18 protein-coding genes are annotated in these 19,251 nt (G+C 54.1%); 10 read left to right on the forward strand and 8 right to left on the reverse strand.

The window, feature by feature from the left end; all coding sequences use genetic code 11:
- Positions 1-45: 45 nt before the first annotated feature.
- Positions 46-882, reverse strand: coding sequence for a 30S ribosomal protein S2 (gene rpsB, locus EI42_RS01760; RefSeq protein WP_111318213.1), 837 nt, complete (start codon positions 880-882; stop codon positions 46-48).
- 672 nt (positions 883-1,554) lie between these two features.
- Between rpsB and EI42_RS01765 the strand changes: the two genes are divergently transcribed.
- Positions 1,555-2,295, forward strand: a complete 741-nt coding sequence (locus EI42_RS01765; protein WP_111318215.1) for a response regulator — start codon at positions 1,555-1,557, stop codon at positions 2,293-2,295.
- A 74-nt stretch (positions 2,296-2,369) separates the two neighbouring features.
- On the opposite strand, the gene dxs is transcribed toward EI42_RS01765, so the two are convergent.
- On the reverse strand, positions 2,370-4,313 hold the full coding sequence (dxs, locus tag EI42_RS01770) for a 1-deoxy-D-xylulose-5-phosphate synthase (RefSeq protein ID WP_246046303.1): 1,944 nt from the start codon (positions 4,311-4,313) through the stop codon (positions 2,370-2,372).
- A 390-nt stretch (positions 4,314-4,703) separates the two neighbouring features.
- On the opposite strand from dxs, the gene EI42_RS31825 reads away from it, so the two are divergent.
- Both EI42_RS31825 and EI42_RS01775 read left to right on the forward strand, forming a co-directional pair.
- On the forward strand, positions 4,704-5,033 hold the full coding sequence (locus tag EI42_RS31825; RefSeq protein ID WP_146505330.1) for a hypothetical protein: 330 nt from the start codon (positions 4,704-4,706) through the stop codon (positions 5,031-5,033).
- A 218-nt stretch (positions 5,034-5,251) separates the two neighbouring features.
- Entirely contained in the window at positions 5,252-5,692 is a 441-nt protein-coding gene (locus EI42_RS01775) for a hypothetical protein (RefSeq protein WP_111318217.1), read from the forward strand.
- A gap of 195 nt (positions 5,693-5,887) precedes the next feature.
- Here EI42_RS01775 and EI42_RS01780 read toward each other — a convergent pair whose 3' ends face one another.
- On the reverse strand, positions 5,888-7,156 hold the full coding sequence (locus EI42_RS01780; protein ID WP_111318219.1) for a Glu/Leu/Phe/Val family dehydrogenase: 1,269 nt from the start codon (positions 7,154-7,156) through the stop codon (positions 5,888-5,890).
- 18 nt (positions 7,157-7,174) lie between these two features.
- On the reverse strand, positions 7,175-8,674 hold the full coding sequence (gene gatB, locus EI42_RS01785) for an Asp-tRNA(Asn)/Glu-tRNA(Gln) amidotransferase subunit GatB (protein WP_111318221.1): 1,500 nt from the start codon (positions 8,672-8,674) through the stop codon (positions 7,175-7,177).
- 471 nt (positions 8,675-9,145) lie between these two features.
- Here gatB and EI42_RS01790 point away from each other — a divergent pair, with 471 nt between their 5' ends.
- Both EI42_RS01790 and EI42_RS01795 read left to right on the forward strand, forming a co-directional pair.
- Positions 9,146-9,730, forward strand: coding sequence for a GTP-binding protein (locus EI42_RS01790; RefSeq protein ID WP_111318223.1), 585 nt, complete (start codon positions 9,146-9,148; stop codon positions 9,728-9,730).
- 341 nt (positions 9,731-10,071) lie between these two features.
- Positions 10,072-10,767, forward strand: a complete 696-nt coding sequence (locus EI42_RS01795; protein ID WP_111318225.1) for a LuxR C-terminal-related transcriptional regulator — start codon at positions 10,072-10,074, stop codon at positions 10,765-10,767.
- Between the two features lie 99 nt (positions 10,768-10,866).
- Here the strand turns inward: EI42_RS01795 and EI42_RS01800 are convergent, their stop codons facing one another.
- The gene (locus EI42_RS01800) at positions 10,867-11,319 is read right to left on the reverse strand and encodes a hypothetical protein (RefSeq protein ID WP_211325989.1); all 453 of its coding nucleotides are present in this window, start codon (positions 11,317-11,319) and stop codon (positions 10,867-10,869) included.
- A 321-nt stretch (positions 11,320-11,640) separates the two neighbouring features.
- Here EI42_RS01800 and glgP point away from each other — a divergent pair, with 321 nt between their 5' ends.
- Positions 11,641-14,196, forward strand: a complete 2,556-nt coding sequence (gene glgP / locus EI42_RS01810; protein WP_111318231.1) for an alpha-glucan family phosphorylase — start codon at positions 11,641-11,643, stop codon at positions 14,194-14,196.
- A 52-nt stretch (positions 14,197-14,248) separates the two neighbouring features.
- Here glgP and EI42_RS01815 read toward each other — a convergent pair whose 3' ends face one another.
- Together EI42_RS01815 and EI42_RS01820 are read right to left on the reverse strand one after the other, a co-directional pair.
- A complete protein-coding gene (locus tag EI42_RS01815) occupies positions 14,249-14,773 on the reverse strand; it encodes a zinc ribbon domain-containing protein (RefSeq protein WP_211325990.1) in 525 nt (174 codons plus the stop codon).
- Between the two features lie 57 nt (positions 14,774-14,830).
- Complete coding sequence (locus tag EI42_RS01820; RefSeq protein ID WP_111318235.1) at positions 14,831-15,205, reverse strand: YraN family protein; 375 nt, start codon at positions 15,203-15,205, stop codon at positions 14,831-14,833.
- A 151-nt stretch (positions 15,206-15,356) separates the two neighbouring features.
- On the opposite strand from EI42_RS01820, the gene EI42_RS01825 reads away from it, so the two are divergent.
- The 4 genes from EI42_RS01825 to ruvA all read left to right on the forward strand — a co-directional run bounded on the left by EI42_RS01825 (position 15,357) and on the right by ruvA (position 18,234).
- Entirely contained in the window at positions 15,357-16,058 is a 702-nt protein-coding gene (locus tag EI42_RS01825; protein ID WP_170142283.1) for an alpha/beta fold hydrolase, read from the forward strand.
- A 200-nt stretch (positions 16,059-16,258) separates the two neighbouring features.
- A complete protein-coding gene (locus EI42_RS01830; protein WP_111318239.1) occupies positions 16,259-17,023 on the forward strand; it encodes a YebC/PmpR family DNA-binding transcriptional regulator in 765 nt (254 codons plus the stop codon).
- 38 nt (positions 17,024-17,061) lie between these two features.
- Complete coding sequence (gene ruvC / locus EI42_RS01835) at positions 17,062-17,595, forward strand: crossover junction endodeoxyribonuclease RuvC (protein ID WP_111318241.1); 534 nt, start codon at positions 17,062-17,064, stop codon at positions 17,593-17,595.
- 45 nt (positions 17,596-17,640) lie between these two features.
- Positions 17,641-18,234, forward strand: coding sequence for a Holliday junction branch migration protein RuvA (gene ruvA / locus EI42_RS01840; protein WP_111318243.1), 594 nt, complete (start codon positions 17,641-17,643; stop codon positions 18,232-18,234).
- Between the two features lie 3 nt (positions 18,235-18,237).
- Here the strand turns inward: ruvA and thiL are convergent, their stop codons facing one another.
- Positions 18,238-19,245, reverse strand: a complete 1,008-nt coding sequence (thiL, locus tag EI42_RS01845; RefSeq protein ID WP_111318245.1) for a thiamine-phosphate kinase — start codon at positions 19,243-19,245, stop codon at positions 18,238-18,240.
- Positions 19,246-19,251: the final 6 nt, after the last annotated feature.

Consider the following 19,251-nt stretch of genomic DNA (forward strand, 5'->3'; position numbering starts at 1 on the left):
GCATCAGCCCCTGACCCCCCGCTTGACGGTTTCTGTGAAAAAATGCTATTCCTTCGTCACCAACTCAGGCTGTGTGGAATCGCTCTTCTTCTCTTCGCTGGCTTCAGCCGTGGCGGCAGGCGCTTCTTCAGCCTTCACCTCGGGCTTCTCCTCGCTGGCGGCTGGTGCCTCAGCGATCTCCGCGCCCTCGGTCTCGTCCTTCATCATCGCTTCACGCTGGCGACGGCCCTCAACGGCGGCATCCGCAATCTTCGAGCAGAGCAGGCGCACGGCGCGAATCGCGTCATCGTTTGCCGGGATTGGATAATCCATCTCGTCGGGATCACAGTTGGTGTCAGCAAGCGCAATGATGGGGATCTCAAGGCGGCGTGCTTCCAGCACAGCGGTGCGCTCTTTACGCGTATCAATAATAAAGAGGGCGCTGGGGAGCGACTTCATATCTTTAATGCCGCCAAGCACACGCTCAAGGCGCTCGATATCTTCCTGCAACTTCAGGGCTTCCTTCTTGGGCAGGCGCTCAAACTCGCCGTTATCGCGGCGGCGCTCAAGGTCGCGCAGATAGCGGATACGAGCCTGAATGGTCTGGAAGTTGGTCAGCATACCGCCGAGCCAGCGATGATTAACGTAGTACATGCCACAGCGCTTGGCCTCTTCCGCAACAGCTTCCTGTGCCTGCTTCTTGGTGCCGACGAACAGGATAGTGCCACCATCAGCAACAAGCTGCTCAACGAACTTGTACGCCTCGTTCAGGCGGCCGACGGTCTGCTGCAAGTCAATGATATGGATCCCGTTGCGGTCCATGAAAATGAACTGCTGCATCTTCGGGTTCCAACGGCGGGTCTGGTGACCAAAATGGACACCGGCCTCAAGGAGCTGTTTCATCGAAATGATGTTAGCCAAAAACGGACCTCCCTTGTTCCTCCGCTCTCCAGATGTCAAATATCAAGGCCCCAGGTATGCCTGCTTCCACATAGCGCGGTATAAACGGACCCCAGGGGGTGACGGCTTGGAGAGCGTGTGTACTTGATTATGTTTTTGTACTGATAAACTGAAGCGGAAAAAAAGTTTTCCCGCCGATTGTGAAGTATAGCACAGAGGGTTTGCATACGCAAGAAAAAAACTACTACCAGACGTCAAAGAAGACAGTAGAAAAGGGGACTAGCCTCATTGGTTCTATGTACTCCCCAAAAAGGACAAAGTAAGGTATACTGAAAGTTGAACGGAAAAAGGTGTAGTGGGTGGAGGAAGATCGTGCGGGGGAGGACACGTATTTCCCGGATACGCTTGGTAGCTTATGAGTTTACCGTCAATACTTCATGGCATTGTATCCGGCGAGCTCCAAGTCCGATCCCGACTCCTGCTCCTTTTCTGATACCGTTCAGGCGGAGGCTTTCGTTGCAAAAGCTTCACCTGATCCCGGTACAGGCGTCACAATCGTACTTTTCTAAAACACCGTTTGTTTCTTGAAGAGGTGCGTATAGTGTACTGTGTATTACGCATTTCTCACATCCACAAATTCAGGGGTAGTCGAAGTAGAAAGGGTTTGAACTCACTATGGTAAACATTATCATTGCAGATGACCACTCGTTAATGCGTCGCGCCGTGCGCGAAGTTCTTGAGAAAGAAGGAGGTTTTAGCGTCGTCGCGGAGGCTTCTACCGGCCAGGAAGCAGCAGAAAAGGCAGAGGAACTCAAGCCCGATGTTGTCCTGATGGATATGGATATGCCCGATTGTGACGGCTTTGAGGCGACCAGCCTGGTTCTGGATAAATCGCCACATTCGCGTGTGGTGATCTTTACCGCCGTCCATGAGGATCAATACGTTTTCCGCGCCTTGCAGAAAGGCGCAATGGGCTACATTACCAAAGATATCGACTCCGAGGGACTGCTTCACGCCATTCAGTGCGCGGCCCGCAATGAGCTCTGTATTCCCGGTCCTCTGGCTTCACAGGTACTGGCACAGCTACGCCGCATGCATGAGCCCTTTTATCCCTCGCGCCTCGCTGCCAGTGCAACCGCCTATCGCACTCGCCGCTCCGCACGTACCAGCGTGGATAACGAGAATGATGCCACCTCGCTGACAAGCGCGCCAACACCATCTGCACGCCCATTGACCGGCAGAGAACAGGAGATTCTTGACCTGATGCGTAAAGGACGGAAAAACCGTGAGATTGCCGGAGAACTCTGCATCGCAGAATCAACGGTACATAAACACGTGCAAAATATTTTCGAGAAGTTGCATGCTCGCAACCGAACCGAAGCCATCTACTTTACCAGTCAGGGTCTTCAACTGTAACGCCTCTCCGGGCACACAGGAAGCCATGCCGAACCTGAGTCGGGCTATGGCTTCCCTGTGATCTCCTGACATCTTCAGTCGGTGGAGACCGGATCACAAGGCTGCACTTTTAGCAGCTCGCGGATGACTTCTTTCAGGTGGGCAGAAGAGAGGCCATACAGTTCTTTCAGGATTGTTGGTGCACCGTGCTCAACATAGGTATCGGGCAGCGCAATACAGCGCGTCTCTACTTCGTGCAGCATGCCCTGCTGCTCCAACAATTCAAGGACGGCGCTGCCAAAGCCACCCGCCAGCACGTGATCTTCGATCGTGACCAGATGCCGCGTGCCACGCGCAAGGCGGAGAATCATATCCTGATCCAGCGGTTTCGCCCAGCGCGCATTAACAACCGCGACCTGTATGCCCTCTTCAGCCAGCTCCCGGGCGGCAATCTCGGCCTGTTGCACCATTGAGCCATAGGCAAGGATCGCACAGGAGCGCTGTTCTGCCTCATCCAGCGTGGCCGGGCTCAACAGCTCAGCTTTGCCCACTTCCAGCATCTTGAGATCGTCGGTCAGGGGCACACCAAGCGCCTTCCCGCGGGGATAACGCAAACAGACCGGCCCATCCATCTGGATCGCTGTATAGAGCATATGGCGCAGCTCCTCTTCATCCTTTGGAGCCATGACCTTCATATTCGGCAGCATGCGCATAAAGCCGATATCGAAGACGCCATGCTGTGTCTGTCCATCCTCACCGACAATGCCCGCACGGTCCATCGCGAAAACAACATGCAGGTTCTGGACACAGATATCATGCATGACCTGATCGAAGGCACGCTGCATAAAGGTCGAGTAAATGGCTACCACCGGTGTGAGCCCCTCACAGGCCATACCACCGGCAAAGGTCACAGCGTGTTGCTCGGCAATACCAACGTCAAAGTAGCGCTGCGGATAGTATTCGCGCATCTTCTTCAAGCCGGTTCCCTCTGCCATTGCGGCCGTAATCCCCACAACATTCTGCTGTTGACCTGCAATCGCGACCAGAGTATTGGCAAAGACCTCAGTATAGGTGGGCGGATCGTTCGGATTCTTTTTAATCTCGCCAGTCTTGTAATCGTAGGCGCCGGGACCATGCCATTTCGTCGAATCGTTCTCGGCGATGTGCCAGCCCTTTCCCTTACGCGTCACCACCTGAACCATAACCGGCCCCTCAATATGTTTCACGTTCTCAAATACATCGATCATTAAAGGAATATCATGCCCATCGAATGGGCCAAAGAACTTGATCCCGAGCTCTTCAAAAACCGCGCCACTCTTACTTGGCAACACAATTTGTTTCAGGCTGTTCTCAGCCCTGCCAGCGGCCTCACGCGCCTTATCACCGATAACCGGCAGCAGCTCAATAGACTCTTTCGCGACATTGCGCAAGCGTTGATAGCTTGGAGAAGTGCGCAGGCGGCGCAACTGCCCGAGGTAGTGATGAAGTGCGCCAACATTGTCGGAAATAGATTTGTCGTTATCGTTGAGGACAATCAGGAGATTCTTTTTCAAGCTACCAGCATTATTCAGTGCTTCCAGGGCCATGCCGCCGGTCAGTGCTCCATCGCCGATAATCGCCACAACCTTGAAATCTTTGCCCTGCAAGTCACGAGCGGCAGCAATCCCGAGCGCCGCGGAAATGGAGGTACTCGCATGGCTGGCGCCAAATACATCGTAGGGGCTCTCATCGCGGCGCAGATAGCCGGAAAGCCCGCCAAACTGCCGAATAGTGTGGAAACGATCACGCCGCCCGGTCAGCAACTTATGCACATACGCCTGATGCCCGATATCCCAGACAAGCTGGTCCTCAGGTGTATTGAACACATAGTGCAGAGCCATAGTGAGTTCAACGACGCCCAGATTCGGAGCCAGATGTCCACCCCTCACAGAAACCTTTTCAATAATTTCCTGACGAATCTCTTTCGCCAATTGCTCCATCTGTGGAACACTGAGTTCACGTAATTGTGCGGGACTATCAATCCTATCAAGTATTCTCAAAAGATTGCCTCCAGATAGTATCTTTCGTGTCGCAGCACGAGGGAGACAAAGGGACGGGCATCACCAGGGGTTGTCTTCCTCATGGTTCTTTCATTCGTACAAATAAGGACACTTTCACGGGAAAAAGATGTTATTTCTATTACAACTTTCTCGTATTATAAAAGTGATCGATCCAACAAGCAAACACCCCGGCCCAAAAAATTGATACACTTAGGGTCTTGACAAGCGTCGAAAAAGCCTGAGAGGCTCGGGGAAAGAACCGACTGTAGACCTTGACAGGCGGTAGGTTTCTTTTTATTATGGCACGGGATATCTATTGAAACGCACAATAGATATTTCATAATAGCTTATCACGAGGCATCCCAGAACGTTTCAGGCGACGGATTGCGATTGTCAACGATCAGCGCACAAAACCAAAGGCATGGAGTTCCTGACGCCTTTGGGCAGCAGCTTGTAAAGAGCAAGCGCACACCTGACCGGTCTCAGCCAGCACCTGAAAAGGTGATCGGGCTCCGTCAGGGACGAATATCCGGGTACACCAAGGTCCCGTCTGCTCCGGTTCATGTTGAAAGCGGGCGATGGGTGCGCAGTGTACAGGGAAAACCGTCTCCTGACCTTGACGAGGCTGCCATTACTCGCGCAAGCGGAGTTGTGAGGAGAAGGGCGGTATTGTCTCTTCCCTCTCCCCGGCGTCAGGCCGTGGGTCTCTACAAGCGATGAAATTGATAATAATGCAAAGCCGTTGAAAAAAGAGGGCTTAACCTGAGAACCACTTTCCTGCCCCTCTTTCGTAGGGGCAGAGTTCCTTCATGGCGCGGAAGATCTTCTTCCCGCATCATGCAAGGAGGGCGGGTCTCCATGCAGCTCATATAATGAAAGGAGGCGCGGTTCTTTCCCGTATCCATGCATACATCATTTATCGGGGAACCGCATAGCTCATGAACAAAAAAGACACTGAGAAAGATTCAGAGAGACCACATTACTACTCTCAGTTCTGGCTCGATGTTGCAGCCGGTCGCAGAGAAATTGGGCAGAAGGACCAGGAAGAAACAGAGGGCGAGGAGGCTGAGGAGGCCGAAACGCCGTCCAGACGCAAGGGCGCACGCGAACAGAGCACCGAGAGCGAGGATATTGTTCACCCCGTTGTTGAGGATGAGCAAGAGGAAGCGCCTCCCGAGAACGAAGCAGTCTCCGATAGCGATATCCCTGACGTCGATTTTGGCGCAGGCGAGGACGAAGGCGAGGGGACCGAGCTTGAAGAGGGTGAGGACTTCTACGACGAGGATGATCTGGAATGGAGCGAACGCGAGCGCAAGAAGAAAAGCACCCGCGCCGCCAAGCCAGTCAAAAAACCTCGCCGCGAGCGCAAAACGTTCTAGCGTCGCAGCTTCACCCTGTTGCGTCTAGCTCGTCGCACCTATAGAACGCTCAGCCTTTCGGCTCTGACAACTCACGAGCAATGGCGCTAACTCAGAGCCGACCGCGGATGAAAAAATACATAGCAAAGGGACAGATACACAAAAAACGGGCAACCCGGTGCAAGGGTTGCCCTCTTTTTTCTGCTCTGGTGCAACTTATGGATAAATGCCGCGAATCTTTGTGGCCTCGGCGACACGCGAAATGGCAAGCATACTGGCAGCGAGCCTGAAATCACAATGGTAGCGCTCTGCCTGTAGGGCAACCGCATCAAACGCCCGGTTCATAATCATTTCAAGCTTGTGCGTGATTTCCTCAACCCCCCAGAAGAAGCTTTGAATATCCTGAACCCATTCAAAGTAGCTGACCGTTACCCCGCCAGCATTTGCCAGAATATCGGGAATAACCGTGGTCCCCTTCTGGTACAGAATCGCATCGGCTTCGGGCGTCGTAGGACCATTGGCAGCTTCAACAATAAGCCGCGCCTGCACACGATCAGCATTGTGAGCCGTGATGCTTCCCTCGGTTGCAGCCGGAATCAGGACATCACAGGGAACCTCCAGCAATTCCTGCTCACTGATTGGCTGCGCCTGCGGAAAACCAACAACGGTGCTATGTTCCTGTTTGTAGCGAACGACTGCCGCGGGATCAAGGCCGCTCTCGTTATAGATGCCGCCCTGACTGTCGCATACCGCCACAACTTTACAGCCCTCATGATGGAAGAGTCGAGCAGCAATACTACCAGCATTACCAAAACCCTGAATACACACACGCGCACCCTGCAACGGCATACCAATATATCTGGCAGCGCGGCGGGTCACAAAGAGAACGCCGGTCGCTGTTGCCTCATTCCGCCCCTCACTCCCGCCGATGGAAAGCGGCTTTCCTGTCACCACAGCCGGGATTGAGAAGCCCTCATGCATCGAATAGGTATCCATAATCCAGGCCATCACCTGGGGATTGGTGTTCACATCAGGAGCAGGAATATCGCTATGAGGGCCAATAATAATCGATATTTCCGTTGCATAGCGGCGCGTCAAGCGTTCCAGCTCCGCAGGCGTCATCTCCTTCGGATTGCAGATAACGCCACCTTTGGCACCACCATAGGGAATACCGACAACCGCGCATTTCCAGGTCATCCACATCGCGAGAGCCTTCACCTCATCCAGTGTCACTTCTGGACTATAGCGAATACCGCCCTTCGCCGGCCCCCGGTTCACATTATGCTGTACCCGATAGCCCGTAAATGTTTTGATTCGCCCGTTATCCAGACGAACGGGAAAGTTCACACAGAGCTCACGTTTGGGCTTGCGTAAAATCTCCCGCATATCTTCCGAAAGAGAGAGTTTATCGGCGGCCAACTCAAACTGTTGGACCGCCATCTCATAAGGATTAAAAGCGCCAGACTTCCTCACATCATCGTGCATTGTCCGCGTCTCCTTTTTTTATTGGGGATTCTGAGGCTCGCCAAGCTTCTGCTTCAGCAATGACAGGACCATATCGGCGCGAGCCTGCCCACGCGTCAGCTTCATCACCTGTCCCATCAGAGCCTGAATAGCGTTGGTTTTTCCTTTCAGGTAATCTCCAACAATCTTCTGATTTTTGGCAATGACCTCCTGCACATACGGCTCAAGGGCGGCCATATCGGTAATAGGAGGCTTGATGCCCTTCTTCTCAACGATCTTCTCCGGCATCTCGCCTGAAGCAAAGGCCTCGTCAATAATCTCCTTCGCCTGCTTTCCGGTGATCCGCTGCTTGTCAAGGAGATCAATCAGGTTGGCGACTGCCGCAGGAGCGAGCGGGTTTTCCTCTATAGAGACAGCGTTTGCTTTGAGCAGACGGACCACCTCGCTCAGCACCCAGTTACAGGCCAGCTTGGCCCGCGCCTTATAGTCTTTGATCTGAGAGGCAGCAACCACTTTCTCAAAGTAATCTCCTAGAGGCTTATCTTCCGTCATAACATTTATATCCTGCTCACTCAAGCCGTACTGTTCGGCAAAGCGAGCGCGACGGGCGTCAGGCAATTCAGGCAATGAAGAGCGAATCTCTTCCACGCGTGCCGGGCTGATGACCAGAGGAGGCAAATCGGGCTCAGGGAAGTAGCGGTAGTCATTGGCCTGCTCCTTCGTGCGCTGAGCGACCGTCACGCCGCGGCTCTCATCCCAACCGCGCGTCTCCTGAACGATTATGCCCCCCTCTTTTAAAATGGCGATCTGGCGCCTCGCCTCATACTCAAGCGCCCGCTCAACAGCCCGGAAGCTGTTCATATTTTTGACCTCGGTCTTGGTGCCAAGTTTCTGCTCGCCGCGAGGACGCACCGAAATATTGGCGTCGCAGCGCAGGCTTCCCTCTTCCATACGTCCAGATGACACCCCTAAATAAACGAGGATCTCACGTAATTTTTGCATATAGAGCCGCGCTTCGAGCGGGCTGCGCATATCGGGCTCGCTAACAATCTCCATCAGCGGAGTGCCTGCCCGGTTCACATCAATCAGGGTATAGCCCCCCAGATGGCTCGACTTGGCGGTATCCTCTTCAAGATGAACGCGGGTAACGCCGATATTCTTGGACTGGCCATCCACCTGAATGGTGAGATAGCCATTGCGGCTCAAGGGCATATCATACTGAGAGATCTGATAGCCCTTCATCAGATCGGGATACGGATAGCTCTTACGGTCAAACTTGGAATACTCGGGGATGGAACAATTCAGGGCAAGAGCTGTCATGATAGTATATTTGACAGCCTCGTCATTGATTACCGGCAAGACACCCGGCATACCCATACAGATCGGGCAGACATGGGTATTTGGGGCTTCATTGGCATAGCCGGTCGGGCAGGGACAAAACATTTTGCTTTTGGTGAGGAGCTGTGAGTGCACTTCCAGGCCAATCACAACTTCAAAATCGGTATCAATCGGTGTATGTGTCGTAGCAGTTGTTGTCATGCTTGAAAAACCTAACCTTCTCTTAAATCACGACCCAACCAGAAAAAGGAAAAGCTACTCGCAGTTTTGTTGTAAGTCTAGACCTTTCTCCCGCATTCGTCAACAGCCAGAAAAAGCAGGTGTAGCGGGCAGAAATGCCGGGCTGCGGCGTCACCTTGCCTGCCTACGTTGCAAACTCAGAAAAAATAGCGTAAAATCTTGCTGACTCACAGTTCAATTAGATAGAGTGGTTTTCACACACCGAGGACGCAGAACAAGAAATAGTCGATTATAAGACCGCTACTTGCATGCATAAGACCGCAAAACAGGAAGGGAAGTCAATGGCGCTCTCTTCCCTGAATGTCTCACGTCGTTGGCATTTGGCACAAAATACGGTATACTGTCCCAGACAAAGTAGTAGCACGTTTGGCTACCTGGGCTGTAGTGCATCGGGTAGTGAGCCAAATAGAGCGGGCAGGAGAGCTAACAAATATGTCCCTGATTAACATGGCAAAACGAGAAATCAACTGTAAGATCGTTTACTATGGAATCGGTCTAAGCGGCAAGACAACCAATCTTCACTATATCCACCAGGTCGTTCGTCCCCAGGATGTTGGAGAGATGGTCTCGATCGATACGGAGACCGAGCGAACGCTATATTTTGACCTACTCCCGCTTGAATTAGGCGTGGTGCGCGGCTTCCGCATTCGTTTCCAGTTATACACAGTTCCCGGCCAGGTGCTGTATCAGCAAACCCGTATTTCCGTTTTAAAAGGAGCCGATTGCGTTATTTTTGTGGCGGATTCCCAGGCAAGCAAGCTCCAGGAAAACATTGAATGCTGGCAAGAGCTGCAAGACCAATTGCGCCGTATGAAAAAGAACATCGCTGAATTTCCGCTGGTGATGCAGTGGAACAAGCGGGACCTGCAAGACGTTCTCCCTGTGTCAGTGCTGGAAAAATATCTCAATCCCTATCGTTTCCCGGCCTATGAAGCGGTCGCCGTCACCGGGACCGGCGTGCTGGAAAGCCTGAAAAAAGGGATTAACACCACTATCGAACGCCTCGACCGTATTTAATATTTTTAAAACCATTTTGCTACTACCCGAAACAGGAAGGAGTTGCGTTCTGCCTGATTCTGAGAATGTCGGAAGCGCAGCTCCTTACGTTTCTTACCGCATCAGTTCCCTTCTCTCCGCAAAAATCTTCACAGAAAGAAATAAGAATTTCCTCACTCTACCAATTGTTCACAACGCGTTTTGTGTGTATAATGATGCACAACCATTGGTGGGACTTTTCCCCTGAGAAGATTAGGGGGTTAGGATTAGAACAGTCGTTTTGGAGTTTGCACAAACTAGTAAAGGGCAGGCAGTGTAGCGGAGGCTCTTCCTCGCTGTCTCCTCTTCTACGAAGGGATTACATGGAAACGATACGCGTCATCATTATTGATGAACAGCCCTTATTTCGTGAGGGTATTCGAGCAACTCTGCAACGCATGGGGAACGTCGAGATTGTAGGCGAATCAACCGACCCTATGGAAATTCTCGACCTGATTAAAACCAGTGAGGCCGAGGTTGCACTTATTGATGCCGGTCTGACAACGACCGATCCACTTGAAATAGCCAGGCTTGCACGGCAACATGCCCCCCGGATGGCAATCATTATTCTGACGCCCTCAGAGGATGAAGAGCGCCTCTTCCAGTCTATCAAAGTCGGGGCTGCTGCCTACTATACCCGCAACATCTCTCCTGACGAGTTAATGGAAGCCGTGCAAAAGGTGAGTCAGGGCGAGTACCTCATCAAAGATGACGTTCTGGCCCGTCCACAGGTCGCCAGCCGAGTTCTCAAGTCATTCCGCGAAATGACTGTAGAGGAAGAAGAACCGGAACCAAAGGAAACCTATTCACCCCTCTCCAGCCGCGAAGTGGAGATTCTCGACTATATCGCTCGCGGGAACAGCAACAAAGAGATTGCCAAGTCGCTCAAGATTAGCGACCAGACCGTGAAGAATCATATTACTTCTATCTTGAAAAAGCTCTCGGTCAGCGATCGTACAGCGGCAGTGGTACATGCGTTGCAGCACGGCTGGATTAAAATCAAGATGCCGGATAGCTAATTCCAGACCCTAAAATAGAGCACAGGATTGCACTCATGCTGGAGGTATCCCCCCCGATTGCGCCTCGGGGCAATCAGGATTCCCCCACTCCTGTCTGCTCTATTTTTTACCGTCCCACACGCTCAGGAGATGAACGCCATATCGTGCATCAAGAAAGACGAAAACGTCATATACCCGCAGTGATGGCGTGTCTGTTACCGGGTCAGGGGACGGAAGCGGCACCTGTTGATACCAGACCATCCAGGCTGGAACCATGTTTCCCTTTGCATAGGTCAAACTCCCATAGACAACGCCTGTTCTTTTTGCCTTCGAGGCGGCTTCAGGGGCAAACTGGGCGGCCAGATAGAGCGCCTGCGTTTGCATGATAGGGGGCTCCTCTCCGTTATACGTCAGCGCGATCCCTTTTTCGGCCAGAATCGGGAGCACTGGCAGCGCGGTCTGAGAGACTTCCTGCTGATCTATCACGGAGAGCACTGGCACGCGCCGCGTCTCATCCCACCACCACAAACCAGCGCCCAACAGCACCAGCAGCAATACGATTCCGCCAGACAACAGGGCTCTGTTTCGTCTGCTTTGCCACATAGATACCACCCTCCCGGCGCACCATACCACATCGCATAGGAGGGTGTAAAGATGGGCGCTCGTTCGCTTTTTGAGCCGTTGACCGTATTTTCATCAGCAAGATATACTGAAAGTGAATGTCTAGGCCAGTCTTGCCCCGGATGTTGTCTGCTGTCAAGGGACCCGGCAGACAACAGGCGTTCTGCAAGGAAGGAACAGGCTGTCTCCTTTCACACCCGCTATCTCGTATTGAGAATGGAGCTGATCTGTTTGTGCAGTAAGAAGGGCTGAGAAGAAAGGAAGTCCAATTTCATGAAAGTTTATGGACGTATTACTGTTTTTCCCGATATGCCACCGCGTATCAATCGCTTATACGAACTGGCATACAATCTGTGGTGGAGTTGGCACCCCGAAGCCCGCGCTCTCTACAGTACCCTTGACCCGGAGCTCTGGGAGACCGTGGGACATAACCCGGTACGCTTTCTGAGCGAAGTAAGCCCGGTCATACTGGAAAAAGCGGCCTCGAACCCTGAATATCTTCGACAATTTGATACTGTGCTCAACGATTTCGACCGCTATATGCATCCCGGTCCAGAGGGAACATGGTTCTCGCGCACCTATCCTTCGCTGACCGATAAAACCATTGCCTACTTCTCGGCGGAGTTTGGCCTGCACGAAGCGCTTCCGATCTACTCCGGTGGTCTGGGTATTCTTTCGGGCGATCATTGTAAAGAGGCCAGTGATCTTGGCCTGCCGTTCGTCGGAGTCGGCTTCCTCTATCCACAGGGGTATTTCTCGCAGCAGATCACGCGGGAAGGCCGACAGGAAGCGATTTATGAGAAGCTGCACTTTTCACAGGCTCCAGTCGTTCCGGCAGTAGGTCCCGATGGACACGAAGTGATGATCAGCGTAGACCTGCCCGGACGGCGCATCTACGCGAAAGTCTGGCGGCTGATGGTGGGACGCATTCCCCTCTACCTGATGGATACCGATGTTGAGCCCAATGCACCCGCAGACCGCGAGCTCTCGGCCCGCCTGTATGCCGGAGATCGTGAAATGCGCATCTCTCAAGAGATTATGCTTGGTATCGGTGGCGTCAGGGCCCTGCGTGCGCTCGGTATTGAGCCCGCTGTCTGGCACCTGAACGAGGGACATGCGGCGTTTCTTAGCCTTGAACGCTGCCGCGAGCTGGTAGCTCAAGGGATGACCTTTGATGAGGCCCGCGAAGTTGTTACCGCGAACTCGCTCTTCACCACACATACGCCTGTCCCTGCCGGAAATGATACCTTTAATTATGACCTGATCGATAAGTATTTCGGCGCTTACTGGGGACAGCTCGGGCTTACCCGCGATCAGTTCCTTGAAGTGGCCCGCGAGGATCATGGTTGGGGCGCAACCTATGGAATGACGGTACTCGCGTTGCGACTTACCGGACAGCATAACGGCGTCAGTGCGCTGCATGGAGCGGTCTCGCGGAAAATGTGGCAGTTCCTCTGGCCGGGGCTCGATGTCGATGATGTGCCGATTGGCTCCATTACAAATGGCGTCCATACCTTTTCCTGGATCGCTCCGGAAATCAACGCCCTGTTTCAGCGCTACCTTGCGCCCGATTGGGGGGAGCATATCGACGATGCCGCCTTCTGGGATAACAGGATCCAGAATATTCCAGATGACGCCCTCTGGCACACGCACCTTCAGCGCAAGAAACAACTGATCGAGTACGCCCGCAGAAGCCTGCGCGAACAGCATCTTCGGCTTGGTGAGGGCTCGTTTCAGATCGCCGAGTTTGAGCAGATGCTGAAACCCGAGGCGCTAATTATCGGTTTCGCCCGCCGCTTCGCGACCTATAAACGGGCAACGCTGCTCTTCCGCGATATAGAACGGCTCAAGCGTATTCTCAACGATCCCGAGCGCCCGGTGCAGATCATCTTTGCCGGAAAAGCGCACCCCGCCGACGAGCCCGGGAAAGCTCTGATTGAGCAGATCTATCACCACTCACGCAGCCCGGAGTTTAAAGGAAAGATCATTTTACTGGAAAATTATGATATTGACATGGCCCGCTATCTGGTCTCTGGCGCTGATCTCTGGCTCAATAATCCCATTCGCCCATATGAGGCCAGCGGCACCAGTGGACAGAAAGCTGCCCTCAACGGCCTGCCCAATTTCAGTATTCTAGATGGGTGGTGGGCTGAGGGGTACAACGGATCCAATGGCTGGTCTATTGGCGAAGAACGCGAATATCACGATCAGGAAGTACAGGCGGATGCTGATAGCGCTTCGCTCTATGACACACTGGAAAACGAGATTATTCCGACGTTCTTCAACTATGACGAGCGCGGCATTCCTACCCGCTGGATCGCATATATGAAAGAGGCGATTCGGACCTGTACCCCGCAATTTAGTATGCGGCGCATGGTCAAGGAATACACCACCCGCTACTATGTCCCTGAAATTGAGCAGGGAACCGCGATTCAGCAGAACAACTATGAGCGTGTACGCACACTGGCCCGCTGGAAAAAGCGCGTACAGCAACACTGGCCCAGCCTGCAACTGTATGTGAACGGTCAACGCGAGGGACAATTAAGCCTGGGAGAAAGCATCGAGGTCCATGCATGGGTGCGCGTGAATGAGCTGACACCCGAAGAACTATTGGTTGAGCTGGTCTACGGCGACCTCTATGAAGAGCATGCCCGACCACAGTACGCGGTTCCAATGCGCTATGTACAACGCGAACAGGACGGCGCCTACCGCTTTGATGCCGTACTTCAGCCAGAGGCCAGCGGCAGTATCGCATACAACGTACGTGTTGTCCCGTCACACCCGCTGCTTACCGAGAAGTATGAAATGGGATTGATTCGCTGGGGCTAGCAGCACGTGCCCTCTCTTCTGTTTGTTGAGAGGGCATGCTATCTCCCGATACCTAGCGCAGTTTTCCACCACAGTTCCGGCAATAGAGGGCGCCAGGACGGACAGGCTGGTTACAGTGGGGACAGAGTGTTTGTCCCTGCTGTGCATCACCTGTCGGCGAATAATACGCGCCAGCAGGCGGGGTATTTGGTGTATCCTGCGTATGCTGCGATGAACTGCCCGGCGCAGTATAGTTCGGCGTTGGCCCGGGGGCAAACTGTTCCGCCGGATACGCTTCCTTCTTGATCTCCTCAATCTGCTCTTCACGTTTACGGATATCGTTATCCAGTTCAATAATGCTGGCGCAGAGACGTGAGAGTTGCGCATCTGTCAGGCTGCCCTGCTGATACAGGTTCATAGCGGTCAGAGAAAGATCATTCAAAAGTTGCATGCGCTGCTCAAGCAGTTTATCGAGTTCGCCCTGTTTTCCTCGCAAGCGTAGCTGTTTCTGTGCTTCCCAGCTCGTACGGCTGACCGCCGAGTTAAAAAAGCTTTTCGCAGATTCCAGAAAATCGCCCATTGTCTGCCTCCAGGTCATATCTCAGGTGAGATCACCCACCCGTCATCAATTCTATCGTATCTGGCGTCTGGCTGTCTATTCCGTGACAGCGTATCGATACACTCGAATTTCCTCAAGAACACCGGAGCGGCTGAGCTGAACAGCAACAACATCAATCCGCCACGAGCATTCCGTCAGTTCATGCGTCCCAAGATAGTAGAGCGCGATCCGAATGAGTCGCTGCTGTTTTCGCGCATCTACCGCCTCTTCAGGGAGTCCATAGGCCGTACTGCGTCGGGTCTTTACCTCAACAAACACCAGCTCCGACCCCTCACGGGCGATCAGATCCATCTCACCGTACTCGCAACGAAAATTTCGTGCAAGAATCTGATAGCCGTCACGCGTAAGCCGCTCAGCAGCCAGACGCTCACCAAGCCGTCCAAGCTTAGTATTGCCCTTGCTCCATGCCACCAGACACCTTCCTTCCAATACTTACGCACAACTTCACAGAATGTTGTGATTGGCTGCCCATAGTCTACCACAGAATCACAAAAAACAGGCGATGCAGGAGAAAACACATGGTATGATAAGAGAAAACGCCGACGTGAAAGGAGTGGACGCAATGACGCGACCCATCATTTTTCTCCACGGGTCAGGAGATACCGCCGCGATCTGGAAGCCGCTGCTTGAGCAGCTTGCAGCCTATCCGACCTACGCCATTGATCTGCCCGGGCATGGCAAACGTCCCGATACGCTCCCCGCGACTGCAACCGTTGAGGAGTATGCAGAAGCGGTTGCGAGAATCATTGCCGAGGAAATAGGGACAGAGCGTCCGATTATCGCAGGGCACTCCCTGGGTGGCGCGATCGCCTTGATGCTGGCCCTGACGCATGGCGAAGCGCTCAGCGGTCTGATCCTCTGTGGCACGGGGGGGCGCCTGCGCGTGCATCCTTCGCTCCTTGAGGCCGCACACGAGAATCCCGAAGCATGCAAGCTTCAGCTTACCCGGCTGGCGGTTGCGCCACAGCATGAGGAGCAGCTCGTTCCGCGCCTGCTGCAAGAAAGCGACCCTGGAAGCGTGCGTATGCTCTACCGCGATCTGCTGGCCTGCGATCACTTTGATGTGATGTCGCGCCTGGCCGAAATTCGTCTGCCCACGCTGATTCTCACCGGGCAGGAAGACCGTCTGACTCCCCCGAAATACGCACAATACATGCAGCAACAGATTCCGGACTCGTCTCTCCACCTGCTTTCAGAGGCGGGACACTACCTGATGCGAGAGCAGACCGCCGCCTGTCGGCAGGCTATTGAGGCATGGCTATGAGGATCGGCGGACAGCACGCCTGTGGAGTCGGCCCACATCTCAAAGAGCAGCAAGCGACCGGGGATTTCACCCTCTCGACGCTCTCCATAGGTTCGTGTTACAATATGCCAACAGCACACTTTAGCAGCAGCGTATACATATGCTAGAGGCATATTTCCATTAGATGCTGATACGAAAAGAAATGAGAGGGGAGCTACATTATGGCAGGACATTCAAAATGGGCGCAGATTCGTCGCTCAAAAGGTGTTAATGATGCCCGCCGCGGTCAGCTTTTCACTCGTCTGGGACGCGAGATTGCGGTTGCCGTCCGTGAGGGGGGAAGCGGCGACCCGGCCGCGAACTTCCGCCTGCGTATGGCAATACAGCGTGCACGCGATGCAAACATGCCGATGGAAAACATCGAGCGCACAATCAAGCGCGTGCTTGGCGGTCACGAGGGCGCGAACCTCGAAGAGATCGTTTACGAGGGCTATGGGCCCGGTGGCACCGCCGTGCTGGTTCAAACCCTGACCGAGAACCGGAACCGCACCGTTGCCGAAGTGCGAAACGCCTTCAACCGCAATGGTGGGAACATGGGTGAGAACGGAAGCGTCTCCTGGCTCTTCGAGAATAAAGGTGTTCTTGAAGTCGAGCTGGATGGACGTGACCCCGACGAACTATCTGTCGAGGTTCTGGACATGGGCGCAGACGACGTTGAAACAGCAAACGACGGCGATAGCACGCTAACCGTCTATACCGACCCTTCCAATGTGGAAGAGGTGCGCAAGGAGATGGAGAAGCGTCAGCTCAAAGTCGTGAAATCTGAAGCGACCCTGGTGCCCAAAACCAGAGTTGATGTCAGCGATGAGAAGACAGCTCACCAGTTGCTTCGCTTGCTCGAACGGCTGGAAGACCTGGACGATGTACAGAACGTGTACACGAACGCAGACTTCCCGGAGGAGTTTGCGAGCTCGTACCAGTCCTGAGCGCCTGAATACAACACAACGTAAGGAAAGCGTTTGAGATGGACAGTGTAGCCAGAGTTCACCCATCTCTCCGCCCGCGCATCGCCCTGGGGATCGACCCCGGGACCGCGATTGTTGGCTATGCGGTAGTGATGGCAAGAGGCAGTGAATTACGTATGCTTGCATGCGATGTCATCACTACCCCGGCCAAAATGCCCCTTGCGCAACGTCTTCAGATTATTTATGAAGGGTTGAGCAACGTCATCGAGGCATATAAACCGAATGAAGCCGCTATGGAAGAGCTGTTCTTCTCCAAGAACGTTCGTACTGCCATGTCAGTCGGGCATGCACGCGGTGTCGCCATGCTGGCCCTGGCCAATAGCGGCCTTTCGGTCACGGAGTACACCCCCAAGCAAGTAAAGCAGGCAGTGACCGGCTATGGTGGGGCAAAAAAGGAACAGGTAGGGGAAATGGTCCGTATCTTGCTGAAGCTGTCATCAATCCCAAAACCTGATGACGCCGCAGATGCTGCCGCAGTCGCTATCTGTCACCTGAACGCCTTTCCTTCCAGCCTCGCTGGCTACACCCGGTAAAACGGGCATGCATTTTCTAGTCAAGGAGAAGGAACAACAGGGGCAATGATTACCAGTATTCACGGCATACTCGAAGCATGTCGCGCCGATAGTGCAATTATTCGTGTTGGCGGCTTTGGGATTCAGGTGTTTGCTCCGGCGACAACCCTGAGCCACCTGACCGAGCCGGGAACAGAAGTGCATCTCCATACCCATTTTCACATGCGCGAAGATGGTATCACGCTCTATGGCTTCGATACCGAGGCCGATCGGGACGCCTTCACCCAGCTCATCACCGTGAATGGGGTCGGGCCACGCGTCGCGCTGGCGATTCTCTCGGTGATGGACGCCGCGACCCTGTACAAGGCCATTGCCGATGAAGATGTACAGCGCCTCGGGCTGGCTCGCGGCGTGGGCAAACGGCTTGCCAGTCAGCTTATTCTGGCCTTAAAGGGCAAACTTCCAACGCTGCCGGCAGCCGAAGGCACCGCCGCCGGACCTACAGCCAACCGGGTGCAAGCCGAAGTGCTCGAAGCGTTGATCGGGCTTGGCTTCTCCAATGCAGAGGCACAGGCGGCCATTGCCCGCATTCCCCAGGACCAGCCCATGACGCTCGAAGAGCAGGTCACCTATGCCCTGCGCACCTTCTCCAGACAATAAAGCTCAGTGGAGATGGTCCCAGCTCCGCACCTGTAGCGGCTGCTCGGTTCCAGAGGGGGCGATCAGGCACATACCGGACGGGATAATCTCCCCGATGCGAGTGATGCGTGTGCCCGTTTGTGCCTGCACCGCCTCGATGACCTCTCGGGCCTTTTCCGGTCTGAGCGTAAAGAGCAGTTCATAGTCCTCGCCTCCATGCAACGCCCAATCAAGCGGATCTTTCCCAACGCGAGCTGCGATCGCCTGCATTTCCTCCGTCAAAGGCAGGTGCTCCGCAAAAACCCGCGCGCCGACTCCACTGCGCTCACAGAGGTGCTGAAGATCCCCACTCAACCCATCGCTGATGTCCAGCATAGCAGTCACCACAGCGGGGCCAAATGCGCTCAGAACACGCCCTTCCGCCACACGTGGGACAGGAGTGCGATGCCGTGCTTGCACAAAGGTCAGAGCATTCTCTGCGCCCGTTCCGTCGGGATGTAACAGGGTGAAGAGGCCCGCAGCCGAGTCACCAAGCGAACCAGTCACACAGAGCACGTCTCCAATCTGTGCGCCTCCCCGGGTGATAGCCTGTCCACGCCTGACCGTCCCCAGAAGCGTAATATCCAGCATCAACTGCTTGCCCTGTCCAGCCCCCGCAATGTTTCCTCCAACAATCGCCACCTGATGGCGCTCTGCCTCTTGACGCAGCCCACGATAGATGCCTTCAAGCGCCTCCTGAGAGAAGCGCGGCGGGATCACCAACGAGATCAGGGCGAAACGCGGCACTCCTCCCATCGCGGCAATATCGCTCAGGTTCACCGCCAGCGCCTTGCGCCCGATCTGTTCAGGTGTAGAGGTGCGTAAGGTAAAATGTACGCCCTCCACCTGGCTATCACAGGTTGCCAACAGCTGGGAATCACTGCCGATATCGAGCAAGGCGCAATCATCGCCCACACCAAGCGCCACATCAGGGCGTGTCGTCAGGCCATGGGTCAAACGCGCAATCAACTCAAATTCGTTATATATCTGCATAGATCT

Source organism: Thermosporothrix hazakensis (assembly GCF_003253565.1).
GTDB lineage: Bacteria > Chloroflexota > Ktedonobacteria > Ktedonobacterales > Ktedonobacteraceae > Thermosporothrix > Thermosporothrix hazakensis.